Here is an 11423-nt window from a genome sequence, read left to right as displayed (position 1 = left end):
GAAAGCATACGCTCCCTTGATCTTCGTTACCACCGGTCCGGCCAGTATACGCCGTCGGGGCCCTCTGCAAAGGGCTCGGGGATGATGTCCTCGCCCTCCATGGCCGCCCGGATAGCGGCGGAGGTGTCCGGCACCGTGTCGGGTGCAAAGTCCCGGAAGGCGGCGCTGTCCATCAGGATGGCGCCGGCCCGGCCCATGTCCTCCAGGTTCACCCGCTGGATCTCCTCGGTCTGGGAGGAGCAGCAGTCCGTCAGTACCACGGTGTTGTACTCCAGGGCGATGGCGTCGTAGCAGGTGGTGCGGACGCAGTTGGGGGTGGTAGTGCCCGCCAGGATCACGGTCCGGATGTCCAGCCGCCGCAAGATCAGGTCCAGCTCTGTGTGGAAAAAGGCGCTCCACCGGGGCTTCCAGATGGTGTAGTCTCCGGGCCGGGGCCGCAGGCCCTCCGGCGCTTGGGCGCTGTTGGGACCGGTGGAGGCGGGACCGCAGGCCCGTCCGCCTGCCACCCACCCGGCATACCGGGTCAGCTCCACATCGCTGCCGTCGGCGCGGTAGATGCGCTTGACGAAGAACACCGGGATGCCCTTTTCACGGGCGGTCTCCACCGCCCGCACGCAGGCGGGCACCGTGGACTTGGCAAAGCGGATGCAGTGGCCGCCCTCCGGCTCCACGAAGCCGTTTTCCATGTCAATGAGGATCAGGGCCGAACGGGTGGGATTGGCGTTCATAGGGAGTCCTCCTTTTTTTGGAAGATATGGATGCGGAAGGCGATGCGGCAGTCCAGCTTCTCCAGCTGCGCAAGCCGCTCCGCTCCCTCCTTCGGGGTTTTCCAGCAGTAGGGGGTCATGTGGTACAGGGCCTGGATGTCCGCCGGGCAGGGCAGGTGGATGGTATCCTCCGCCGGCACGATGGCGCGGTAGGTGAAACCCTCATAGGGCGTCTCCTTCTCCTCGTTGGGGTAGGGACGGTCGTAGAGGACCTCCTTGAGCTGCCACAGGTGGTCCGCCGCAGGCACCACATAGAGAAAGCAGCCGCCGGGCCGCAATACCCGCCGGAACTCCTCCAGGGCCAGAGGGGAGAAGCAGTTCAGCAGCAGGTCCACACTCTCGTCCGCCAGGGGCAGGCGGTAGGACGAGGCCACGGCGAACTCGATCTCCCGGCACCGGCGGGCGGCGTAGCGGAGGATGAACTTGGAGATGTCGGTGCCCGCCATGACCGGTTGCCTTCCGGCGGCGGTCAGGGCCGCATAGATGCCGGCGGTGTAATACCCTTCGCCGCAGCCGGCGTCCAAAATCCGGGGTGCTTCGCCGGAAAGGGACAAAATCTGACTACAAAGCGTATTAAGCAGCGGCCTGTAATACTCTTTGGAGAGGAATTCCCGCCGGGCAGCGGCCATGGCCTTGTCGTCTCCGGGAGCGGCCGAGTGCTTTTGGTTGGGGGGCAGCAGGTGGACGTAGCCCTCCCTGGAGATGTCGAAGCTGTGGCCTGCCGGGCAGCGGTAGGTGTGTTCCGTCCGCTCCAGAGGCGCGGCGCAGAGGGGACAGCAGAACAGGCTCATGCCGCAGCGCCTCCCCGGGTGATGTCGTTGATCCATTTCCGGCTGCGCAGCCGCAGTACGCCCAGAGGCATTTTACACACGTTTTCCGTCTGGATGCACAGGCACACAATGGTGACCGGCGCGTCCAGCACCAGGGCGGCCAGGGCGGTCAGGGGCACCGCCACCACCCACAGGGGGGCCAGGTCGATGACGGAGGCCATGCGGGCGTCGCCGCCGGCCCGGAGGAGGCCGGTGATGTTGGTGATGTCAAAGGCCTTCATAGGCATCATGCAGATGTATACCACACACATGGTGACGGCGATCTGGAGGGCCAGCCCGTCCAGGTGGAACAGGGGGTAGAGGTAGGGAATGAAAATAGTGGGCAGCAGCACCGCCAGGGCCGCGGCCACGGCCACGCCCACCCCCAGGGACACCGTCAGCAGGCAGCAGCCCAGGGAGTAGACCTCGTCCTTCCCGGCGCCCTCGCCGATCCGCTTGCCCACGATCACGGCGGTGGCCCCCGCCACGCCGAAGCAGGTGACGGTGGAGAACTTGTCGATGTTGCCCATGATGGCGTAGGCCGCCAGCATGTCGGCAGAGATGGCCATGTGGCCCATGATGGCGGTCATGACCGTGGTGCCCAGGCCCCAGAAGCTCTCGTTGACAATGACCGGGGAGGCGTACTTGAGGAAGCTGGCGGTCATGGCCCGTCCGGGGCGCAGCAGTGCCTTCGGCCGCAGAGGCACCCGGTGGGTGACTGCGGCGGCCACTGCCACGATGGCGAACTCCACGATCCGGGAGGTGAGCGTGGCGATGGCGGCGCCGGTGACCCCCAGGGCCGGGGCACCCAGCTTGCCGAAGATCAGGACATAGTTGAGGAAGGTATTGAGCAGCATGGACGCGGCAAACACCGCCAGGCCGAACACCGGCCGCTCGGTACTGCGCTGCATGGACACATACACGCTGGAGACGGCGTTGAACACATAGCTGACGCCCACGATCCGAAGGTACGGCATCCCCAGCTCGATCAGCAGGGCGTTGTTGGTGACAAGGCCCATGACCTGCCGGGGCAGGAAGAACATGGCGGAGGCCATGGCCAGGGCGATGCCGAGGCCCGCGTACATGGCCACGCCCATGGAGCGGTTGATGGCGTCGATGTCGCCCCGTCCCCAGTACTGGCTCACCAGTACGGTCAGGCCGCTCATCAGGCCGAAGATGATGACCTGGAGCAGGAAAATGGGGGAGTTGGCAGCGGTGACGGCGGAGAGCTCATTCTGGCCCAGCAGACCCACCATGAAGGTGTCCACAAAGCCCAGCGAGGTGGTGATGAGGTTTTGCAGGATCAGGGGCAGGGCCAGCAGCCACATCCGCTTGTAAAAGCCCCGCTCCCGGCGGAGGAAGGACGGCATGGGGTACACTCCTTTGTCAATATCATGAAGATGGATGCCGGTACAGAGCGCTGACAGACCAAAGCGCTTGAAAAAGTGCGCTGACGGCAGTTACAGCATAGGCATCCGGGTGTCGTGATGGCGGCGCAGTGCCTCGGCACACCGGTCGATGTCGTCAAAGGTGGTCTCCGGGCCGAAGCTCAGGCGGATCACGCCGCCGGAGACCTTTTTGGGCAGCTTCAGCGCCGCCACCACATGGCTGGGCTTGCCCCGGTGGCAGGCGGAGCCGGCGGAGATGCAGATGCCCTGGCTGCCCAGGTCCGTGACGATATTCTGGCTGGGCCAGCCCTCCAGGGACACGGAGAGAATGTGGGGCGCGGCGGGGCCGCCGCCCAGGATCTTCAGGTCGGGGATGGCGCCGAGGACTTCCGCGGCGTGGGCCCGGAGGGCCGCCATGTGGTCCAGGATCTCGGTCAGGCGCTCCGTCCGCAGCTCCACGGCCTTGGCGAAGCCCGCCATTTGGGCGGTGGCCTCGGTGCCGGAGCGCAGGCCTCCCTCCTGGCCGCCGCCGGGCAGCAGGGGGCGGGGGTTCTTCACCCGGGGGCCGATGTACAGCGCGCCGATGCCCTTGGGGCCGCCGATCTTGTGGCCGGAGATGGAGATGAAGTCCGCGCCCAGGGTGTTTGCGGCAAAGGGCACCTTCAAAAAGCCCTGGACCGCGTCGGTGTGCAGCAGGGTCTTGGGGTTTCTGGCCGCCAGCCCCCGGGCGATCTCTTCAATGGGGTAGAGGCAGCCCAGCTCGTTGTTGACCAGCATGCAGGAGACCAGGGCCGTGTCGGGGCGGACGGCGGATAAGATGTCCTCCGCCGTGATGACACCGTCGCTGCCGGGGGCCACATAGGTGACCTCATAGCCCTGCTTCTCCATCCAGCGGCAGGACTCCAGGACGGCGCTGTGCTCCACGGCGGTGGTGACGATGTGCTTTCCCAGGTGCCGGTTCTGCCAGCAGGCGGCGGTGACGGCCCAGGCGTCGGCCTCGGTGCCGCAGGAGGTGAAATACAGCCGCCCGGCATCGCAGCCCAGAGCCTGGGCGACCGTGCGGCGCCACTGCTCCACCGCCCGCTTCATGTCCGCCCCCAGGGGATACTGGGAGCTGGGGTTGCCGAAGCGCTCCGCCAGCACTTCATACATGGCGTCTGCCACGGCCCGGGGGATCGGGGTGGTGGCGGCGTGGTCCAGATAGATCATGGTGAAAAAAGACCTCCTTTGTTGGGACTTGCCCATTGGAGAAAAAATCGGTATAATATGAGCGCGTCAGACCATTATATAGAGGATTTTCGGAAAGTGCAAGGAGATTCCATGAAAATTGCCATTTACACCTTGGGCTGCAAGGTGAACCAATACGAGACCCAGGCCATGGAGCAGGAGCTGCGCCGCCGGGGCCACCAGGTGGTGCCCTTTGAGGAGGCGGCGGACGCCTATGTGGTCAATTCCTGCTCCGTCACGGCGGTCAGCGACCGCAAGTCCCGGCAGATGCTCTACCGGGTCCGGCGGGAACATCCCCAGGCGGTGCTGGCCCTGTGCGGCTGCTACTCCCAGACCCACCCGGAGGACGTGGAGCAGCTGGACGTGGACCTGATCGCCGGCACCGGGGACCGGACCGGCTTTCTGGACCTGCTGGAGCGGGAGACGGAGGAGCGGCGGCGCCTGGTGGCCCTGGACAACTCCTTCGACCGCCGGGAGTTTGAGGTGCTGCCCGCGGGGGGCCTGGAGGACCGGACGAGGTGCCTTTTGAAGGTGGAGGACGGCTGCGTCAACTTCTGCTCCTACTGCATCATCCCCTACGCCCGGGGGCGGGTCCGCTCATTGCCGCTGGACCGGGCGGCGGAGCAGGCGGCGGGATTGAAGGCCGCCGGATACCGGGAGATCGTCGTCACCGGCATCGAGATCTCCTCCTGGGGCCAGGACTTCAAGGATGGCAAGAGCCTGATCGATTTGCTGGAGACCATCGCCGCGGCGGCGCCGGGGGTGCGGCTGCGGCTGGGGAGCCTGGAGCCCCGCACCGTCACGGAGGCGTTCTGCCGCCGGGCGGCGCAGCTGCCGGACCTGTGCCCGCAGTTCCACCTGTCCATGCAGAGCGGTTGTGACGAGACGCTGCGCCGCATGAACCGCAAGTACGACACCGCCCGGTATCTCCAGTCCGTGGAGCTGCTGAAGGCCCACTTCGACCGTCCCGCCGTCACCACGGACCTGATCGTGGGCTTCCCGGAGGAGACGGAGGCGGAGTTTGAAAAGACCCTGGACTTCATCCGCGCCTGCGGCTTTGCCCGGATGCACATTTTCCCCTACTCCATCCGCCCCGGCACCCCGGCGGCCAAGATGCGCCAGGTGCCCAAATCCGTCAAGGAGGACCGGGCCCACCGGGCGGCGGCGGTGGCGGCGGAGCTGCAAAGGGCCTATCTGGCCGGCTGCGTGGGACAGACCTACCCCGTTCTCTTCGAGCAGCCCAAGGACGGGTGGTTCTTCGGCCACGCCCCCAACTACGCCGAGGTGCTGGTGAAGGGGGAGGACCTGCACAACCAGATCCGCTCCGTGACCATCACCTCCGCCGACGGGGAATTCCTCTACGGGACCATCAAGGAGTGAGACCATGAACAGCCACTTTTTCGCCTATATCTCCCGGATGCGGTTCATCCAGCGCTGGGCCCTCATGCGCAACACCGCCCCGGAAAACGTCCAGGAGCACAGCCACCAGGTGGCGGTGCTGGCCCACGCCCTGGCCCTGATCCGCAATGAGAAATTCGGCGGTCATGTGGACCCGGGACTTGTCGCATCGGCGGCATTGTATCACGACGCCAGCGAGATCCTCACCGGCGACATGCCCACCCCCATCAAGTACGACAACCCCGCCATCCGCACCGCCTATAAGGATGTGGAGGCGGTGGCGGAGGGGAAGCTGCTGCGGATGCTGCCGCCGGAGCTCCAGTCTGCCTACGCCCCGGTGCTGACCGCCATGGACCCGGAGGTGGAGCGGCTGGTGAAAGCGGCGGACAAGCTCTCCGCCCACATCAAGTGCCTGGAGGAGCTCAAGGCCGGCAACGCCGAGTTCCGGGAGGCCGCCGCCCAGACCCGCAGGGCCCTGGAGGCCTTTGACCTGCCGGAGGTGGCCTACTTCATGGACACCTTCCTGCCCAGCTTCTCCCTGACATTGGACGAGCTGAAATGACATACGAGGAAGCGCCGCCCCGGACGGGATCGTCCGGGGCGGCGCTTTACTCAGGCCTGTTCCAGTTTGGAGCGGATCAGTCCGCCCAGACGGCGGACGCCCTCTTCGATCAGGTCCTCCGGCGTGCTGCCGAAGCTCATGCGCATGCAGTTTTTCCCCTGACCATTCCGGTCGGAGAAGAAGCCCTCGCCGGCCAGGAAGGCCACGTTCACCGCCGGATCGGCGGCGGACTCCGCCAGCAGGGCGGTGGTGTCGATGCCGCCGGGCAGCTCCACCCAGGTGAAGAGGCCGCCGTCGGGGTTGCTGTGCTTGGCCCCGGCGGGGAAGTAGGCGTCCAGGCTGCGAAGCATGGCGTCCCGCCGGGTGCGGTACAGGTCGCAGATCCGCTTGTGGTGGGCGGGATAGTAGCCCCGCTTGAAGAACTCCGCGCACAGGATCTGGGGCAGCATGGAGGTGTGGGAGTTGGTGGCGGACTTGACATCCACCAGGCGCTGGATGGTCTCCGCCTCCGCCGCCACGTAGCCCAGCCGGGAGCCGGGGGAGAAGATCTTGGAGAAGCTGCCAGCCATGATGACATGGTCCGTGGTGTCAAAGTGCTTGATGGGGGGCAGGTCCTCACCGCTGTACCGGATGTCCCGGTAGGGGTCGTCCTCCAGCACCAACATGTCGTACCGCTGGGCCAGTTCCGCCACGGCCTTCCGCCGCGCCAGGCTCAGGGTGCGGCCGCTGGGGTTCTGAAAGGTGGGGTTGGTGTAGAGCATCTTGGGATGGTGGAGCCGGATCTTCTCCTCCAGATCCTCCGGGATCAGACCGTCGTCGTCCATGGCCACGCTGACGCAGCGGGCCTCCAGCATATCGAAGATCTCCACGCACTGGACGAAGGTGGGCGCCTCCACCAAAATCACGTCGCCGGGATCGATGTACGCCTGGCAGGCAAGGTAGATGCCCTCCAGGCCGCCGGTGGTGATCATCACGTTCTCCACGCCGCAGTCGATGCCCTTGGGCCGCAGCAGCTCCCGGACCACCACCTCCCGCAGGTCGGTCACGCCGATCAGCGGGCCGTATTGCAGGGCCTCCACGCCCCGGCCGTCGGTCCGCAGGACCTCATCGGCCAGCTGGCGGACGATGTCCACCGGCAGGGCCTCCTTGGCGGGAGAGCCGCCCCCGAAGGAGATGATGTCCGGATTGGTCATGGAGCCGAACAGCCCCTTGACCACGTTGGCCGTGAAGGCCATGTGTTCCATGCGTTTCGCATAAGGTATCATTTTCTCTGCCCCCGTTCCGCGGCGCGCGTTCAGTGGGCGCCGCCGATTGTTTTTCGCTTCTCACCATACCATAACCTGGGGAAAAACTCAATGAAAAAGGCCGGACGGTCAGTTCAGCGTGTCCGCCGCCTGGTCGAACAGGTCCTGGACCCGCTCCGCCGTGGCGGGGTGGGCCGTCAGCTCCGGGTCCGCCTCCAGCAGTGTGAGGGCCGCCTGCTGGGCCTCCTGTAAAAGCTGCGTGTCGCAGCCCAGGTCCGCCACCTTCAGCCCCGGCAGGCCGTGCTGCCGGACGCCGAAAAAGTCGCCGGGCCCCCGGAGCCGCAGGTCCTCCTCGGCGATTTTGAAGCCGTCGGCGGTCCTGGTCATGACCTTCAGCCGCTCCCGCGTCTCCTCGTTGCGGTTGTCGGAGATCAAAATGCAGTAGGACTGCCACTGGCCCCGGCCCACCCGGCCCCGCAGCTGGTGCAGCTGGCTGAGGCCGAAGCGCTCCGCGTTTTCCACCACCATGACGGCGGCGTTGGGCACGTCCACCCCCACCTCGATGACGGTGGTGGAGACCAGGATGTGGCTCTCCCCCGCGGCGAAGGCGGCCATGACCGCCTCCTTCTCCTTGGGCTTCATCTTCCCGTGGACGTAGGCCACCTTCAGGTCGGGAAAGACCTCCTCCTGGAGCATTTTGGCGTATGCCGTCACCGCCTTGCGGTCGTCGCTGGCGGCGTCGTCGCTCTGCTCCACCATCGGGCAGACGATATAGGCCTGTCGGCCCTCGGCAATCAGCTTGCGGAGGAAGGCGTAGATCCGGGGATGGTAGCTGCCGGGGACGGCATAGGTCTCCACCGCTTTGCGCCCGGGGGGCAGTTGGTCGATGACGGACACGTCCAGGTCTCCGTACAAAATCAGGGCCAGCGTCCGGGGAATGGGGGTGGCGGACATGACCAGGGTGTGGGGGTGCTCTCCCTTCTCCGCCAGGGCCGCCCGCTGGCCCACGCCGAAGCGGTGCTGCTCGTCGGTGACCACCAGGCCCAGGTCCTTGTAGTCCAGGTCTCCGGTAATGAGGGCGTGGGTACCGATGGCAAAGTCGATCTCCCCGGTGGCCAGCTGCTCCGCGATGGAGCGTTTGGCGGCGGCCTTGGTAGACCCGGTCAGCAGGGCGCAGCGGATGCCGAGCCGCTCCATCAGGGGGGCCAGACCCTCGTAGTGCTGCCGGGCCAGGATCTCCGTGGGGGCCATCAGCGCCGCCTGGCGGCCGTTCTTCACGGCAAAGTACACGCAGGCGGCGGCCACCATGGTCTTGCCGGAGCCCACGTCCCCCTGGCACAGGCGGTTCATGGGCACGCCGGAGGTCATGTCGGAGAGGGCCTCCTCCACGCACCGCCGCTGGGCGTCCGTCAACGTGAAGGGCAGGGCGCCGTAGAAGGGCTCCATGTCCACGGCGGCGCAGGGGGCCACGTGGACCACCTCCCGCCGCCGGCGCAGGCGCTGGAGGCCGATGGTGAAGAGAAACAGCTCCTCAAAGGCAAGACGCCGCCGGCTGAGGTCCAGGGCCTCCATGCTCTCGGGGAAGTGGATATTCTCGTAGGCGAAGTTGATGCGGCACAGGTGGTGGGCCCGCCGGATCTCGTCCGGCAGCACGTCCGGCAGGATATCGGCGCAGGCGTCCAGCCCCTGGCGGATGGAGCGGGACAGCACCAGCTGGCTCACCCCAGCGGTCAGGGGATAGATGGGCACGATGCGGCCGGTGATCTCCCTCCGCTCCAGGGGCTCCACCACCGGAGAGGCCATCTGTTTGCGCAGGAGGCTGCCCTCCGCCCGGCCGTAAAAGGCGTAGGTCTCCCCCTGGCGGAGGTTGTTTTTCAGCCAGGTCTGGTTGAAGAAGGTCACGTCCAGGGTGCCGGTCTCGTCCACGGTCCGGACCTTGACAAGGTCCATGCCCTTACGGATATGGGACAGCGTAGGCGGCGCGGCCACCATGGCAGCCACGCAGGCGGCTTCTCCCGGCGTCAGATCCGCGATCCGCCGGAATCCCGTCCGGTCCTCATACCGGCGGGGCAGCCAGGCGATCAGGTCCCGCAGCGTCTCGATGCCCAGCTTGGAAAGGGCCTTGGCCTTCTGGGGACCGATCCCCCGGATGAATTGTACGTTGGTGGTGAGGTCCGCCATGGGCCGCCTCCTCTCTTGCACAGTACGTTTGTTCCATTATATAATACCCGCCGGAAAAACACAACGCGGCTTTTTTTGCCGAAAGTCTGTAACGAACGGGCGGCATCGCCGTCCTATGGAAGAAGGAGGTGAGAGCGTGCCGGATTTTGAGGAGATCTACCGGCTGTACTTCGCGGACGTGTATCGCTACGCCCTGGCATTGAGCCGGGACGAGCAGACGGCGGAGGAGGTGACCCAGGCCGCCTTTGTCAAGGCCCTTACCGCCATCGACAGCTTCCGGGGGGAGTGCCGGCTGCGGGTGTGGCTGTGTCAGATCGCCCGGAACCAGTACCTGTCCCTGTGCCGGGAGCAAAAGCGCTTCGTGGGACTGGCGGGTGAGGCCGGGGACGGCGGCATCGAGGAGGCCTTTGCCGACCGGGAGGCCGCGGCGCGCCTCCACCGGCTGCTCCACGACCTGCCGGAGCCCTACAAGGAGGTGTTCTCCCTGCGGACCTTCGGGGAGCTGCCCTTCGGCCAGATCGGAGAGCTGTTCGGAAAGACGGAGAGCTGGGCCCGGGTGACCTATTTCCGGGCCCGGCAGAAACTGAAGGAGGAATTGGATGGAACATGAGATTATCCTGGACCTGCTGCCCCTGTACCACGACGGCGTCTGTTCGGATGCCAGCCGCCGGGCGGTGGAGGCGCATTTGAAGGATTGTCCGGACTGCCGGGCAGCCCTGGCGGCCATGGACGCGCCGCTGCCGGATGCACAGCCCCCCGTCCCTGACGAGGAGGCTGCGGTGAAGGGGCTGTCCCAAACCTGGGAGAAGAGCAAGCGTCGGGCCTGGTGGAAAGGGGCTCTGATCGCGGCGGCGGTGTGCGGGTTGCTGGCTGTCGGGGGTTGGGCACTGAACAACTGGACGATACTACCTGTTGACGGCAGCGAGTACACAGTGCGGGCCAGCCGGTTGGAAAACGGTATGATCAGTGTCCATTGGCAGACAAATCGGGCGGGATGGTATGCCGTGACCTGGCGGGAAGATGAGGACGGCGTTCACTGGTATTTGGAGCGTCCCCTCCTGCGAACCACGGTTTTCAACTTTAATAACAAGCAATATCGGAGCAGCGGAGACATTCTTTTTTCCGGGGGGGATGCCCTGGACACCAGCGCCCTGTATTTCGGGCTGGGAGAGGATGCCTTGCTGTTGTGGCAGGAGGGAGAGACGGTTGATCTTCCAGCGGCCACATCCGCTGAGGAGGAACAGTGGGCACCAGCGATGGAGGAGCCGCAGGAACTTTCCTAAATGTAACAGACAAACGAACAGATTGCCCGCCGGGGAATTTCCCCGGCGGGCGGTTTTCTGCATCATTCAGATGTTTTTGTTGATATACTCGATGAACCGGAAAGTCAAGCCGTTCTCCTCCACGGGCTCGCTGACAGTTTCCACCTCCCAGCCGGGCAGCTTGTCCAGGTTGGGGAAGAAGGTGTCGGCGCCCTCTGCGGCGGCGTCCACCTTCGTCAGGTATACCCGCTTGCAGCGGCTGAGCAGAGCGGTATAGACGCTGCCGCCGCCGATGACCCACAGGTGCTCCGGGTCCGCTCCCGCGGCCAGGGCGTCGGCCAGGGAGGTGAAGGCCTCCACACCCTCCCGCTGAAAGGCGGGGTCCCGGGTGAGGACGATGTTTCGCCGGCCCGGCAGAGGCCGGCCGCCTGGGAAGGTGTCCAGGGTCTTGCGGCCCAGCAGCACCGTGCCGCCCAAGGTCAGGGAGCGGAAGCGCTTCATATCCGTGGGCAGGGAGAACAGCAGGGCGTTGTCCTTTCCGATGGCCCAGTTCCGGTCCACCACCACGATGGCGTTCATATCGGT

The 11423-nt window shown here is 65.8% G+C and carries 11 protein-coding genes; 4 read left to right on the top strand and 7 right to left on the bottom strand.

Translation table 11 applies throughout. From position 1 onward, the window contains the following. Window positions 1-26 precede the first annotated feature (26 nt). The 4 genes from KFE19_07525 to KFE19_07510 form a co-directional block, all read right to left on the bottom strand. Entirely contained in the window at window positions 27-728 is a 702-nt protein-coding gene (locus KFE19_07525) for a cysteine hydrolase (protein ID QUO39323.1), read from the bottom strand. Next, on the bottom strand, window positions 725-1558 hold the full coding sequence (locus KFE19_07520) for a methyltransferase domain-containing protein (protein QUO39560.1): 834 nt from the start codon (window positions 1556-1558) through the stop codon (window positions 725-727). Before KFE19_07520 ends, KFE19_07525 begins: the two co-directional genes overlap by 4 nt. Next, on the bottom strand, window positions 1555-2946 hold the full coding sequence (locus KFE19_07515; protein QUO39322.1) for an MATE family efflux transporter: 1392 nt from the start codon (window positions 2944-2946) through the stop codon (window positions 1555-1557). The genes KFE19_07520 and KFE19_07515 overlap by 4 nt, the downstream gene beginning before the upstream one ends. Window positions 2947-3036: 90 nt before the next feature. Continuing rightward, a complete protein-coding gene (locus tag KFE19_07510; GenBank protein ID QUO39321.1) occupies window positions 3037-4173 on the bottom strand; it encodes a cysteine desulfurase in 1137 nt (378 codons plus the stop codon). Window positions 4174-4284: 111 nt separating this feature from the next. On the opposite strand from KFE19_07510, the gene mtaB reads away from it, so the two are divergent. Both mtaB and yfbR read left to right on the top strand, forming a co-directional pair. Continuing rightward, complete coding sequence (gene mtaB / locus KFE19_07505; GenBank protein QUO39320.1) at window positions 4285-5571, top strand: tRNA (N(6)-L-threonylcarbamoyladenosine(37)-C(2))-methylthiotransferase MtaB; 1287 nt, start codon at window positions 4285-4287, stop codon at window positions 5569-5571. A 4-nt stretch (window positions 5572-5575) separates the two neighbouring features. After that, entirely contained in the window at window positions 5576-6151 is a 576-nt protein-coding gene (yfbR, locus tag KFE19_07500) for a 5'-deoxynucleotidase (GenBank protein ID QUO39319.1), read from the top strand. A gap of 50 nt (window positions 6152-6201) precedes the next feature. Here the strand turns inward: yfbR and KFE19_07495 are convergent, their stop codons facing one another. Together KFE19_07495 and recG are read right to left on the bottom strand one after the other, a co-directional pair. After that, on the bottom strand, window positions 6202-7416 hold the full coding sequence (locus KFE19_07495) for a PLP-dependent aminotransferase family protein (protein QUO39318.1): 1215 nt from the start codon (window positions 7414-7416) through the stop codon (window positions 6202-6204). A 108-nt stretch (window positions 7417-7524) separates the two neighbouring features. Continuing rightward, complete coding sequence (gene recG, locus KFE19_07490) at window positions 7525-9576, bottom strand: ATP-dependent DNA helicase RecG (GenBank protein ID QUO39317.1); 2052 nt, start codon at window positions 9574-9576, stop codon at window positions 7525-7527. Window positions 9577-9712: 136 nt separating this feature from the next. Here recG and KFE19_07485 point away from each other — a divergent pair, with 136 nt between their 5' ends. Both KFE19_07485 and KFE19_07480 read left to right on the top strand, forming a co-directional pair. Next, complete coding sequence (locus KFE19_07485; protein ID QUO39559.1) at window positions 9713-10186, top strand: sigma-70 family RNA polymerase sigma factor; 474 nt, start codon at window positions 9713-9715, stop codon at window positions 10184-10186. Then, window positions 10176-10859 carry a zf-HC2 domain-containing protein gene (locus KFE19_07480; GenBank protein ID QUO39316.1) on the top strand — a complete coding sequence of 228 codons (684 nt, stop codon included), beginning with the start codon at window positions 10176-10178 and terminating at the stop codon, window positions 10857-10859. Before KFE19_07485 ends, KFE19_07480 begins: the two co-directional genes overlap by 11 nt. Window positions 10860-10925: 66 nt before the next feature. On the opposite strand, the gene KFE19_07475 is transcribed toward KFE19_07480, so the two are convergent. Then, window positions 10926-11417 carry a dihydrofolate reductase gene (locus KFE19_07475; GenBank protein ID QUO39315.1) on the bottom strand — a complete coding sequence of 164 codons (492 nt, stop codon included), beginning with the start codon at window positions 11415-11417 and terminating at the stop codon, window positions 10926-10928. Window positions 11418-11423 lie beyond the last annotated feature (6 nt).

Source organism: Dysosmobacter sp. Marseille-Q4140 (assembly GCA_018228705.1).
Classification (GTDB): Bacteria; Bacillota; Clostridia; order Oscillospirales; family Oscillospiraceae; genus Oscillibacter.
The sequence above is the reverse complement of the archived record's forward strand: the minus strand, read 5'-3'. Positions and strand labels throughout refer to the sequence as shown.

What these genes read in the sequence shown, in the direction of transcription:
- KFE19_07525 (QUO39323.1), bottom strand. Translation starts at nt 728, where the DNA reads ATGAACGCCAATCCCACCCGTTCGGCCCTGATCCTCATTGACATGGAA.
- KFE19_07520 (QUO39560.1), bottom strand. Translation starts at nt 1,558, where the DNA reads ATGAGCCTGTTCTGCTGTCCCCTCTGCGCCGCGCCTCTGGAGCGGACG.
- KFE19_07515 (QUO39322.1), bottom strand. Translation starts at nt 2,946, where the DNA reads ATGCCGTCCTTCCTCCGCCGGGAGCGGGGCTTTTACAAGCGGATGTGG.
- KFE19_07510 (QUO39321.1), bottom strand. Translation starts at nt 4,173, where the DNA reads ATGATCTATCTGGACCACGCCGCCACCACCCCGATCCCCCGGGCCGTG.
- mtaB (QUO39320.1), top strand. Translation starts at nt 4,285, where the DNA reads ATGAAAATTGCCATTTACACCTTGGGCTGCAAGGTGAACCAATACGAG.
- yfbR (QUO39319.1), top strand. Translation starts at nt 5,576, where the DNA reads ATGAACAGCCACTTTTTCGCCTATATCTCCCGGATGCGGTTCATCCAG.
- KFE19_07495 (QUO39318.1), bottom strand. Translation starts at nt 7,416, where the DNA reads ATGATACCTTATGCGAAACGCATGGAACACATGGCCTTCACGGCCAAC.
- recG (QUO39317.1), bottom strand. Translation starts at nt 9,576, where the DNA reads ATGGCGGACCTCACCACCAACGTACAATTCATCCGGGGGATCGGTCCC.
- KFE19_07480 (QUO39316.1), top strand. Translation starts at nt 10,176, where the DNA reads ATGGAACATGAGATTATCCTGGACCTGCTGCCCCTGTACCACGACGGC.
- KFE19_07475 (QUO39315.1), bottom strand. Translation starts at nt 11,417, where the DNA reads ATGAACGCCATCGTGGTGGTGGACCGGAACTGGGCCATCGGAAAGGAC.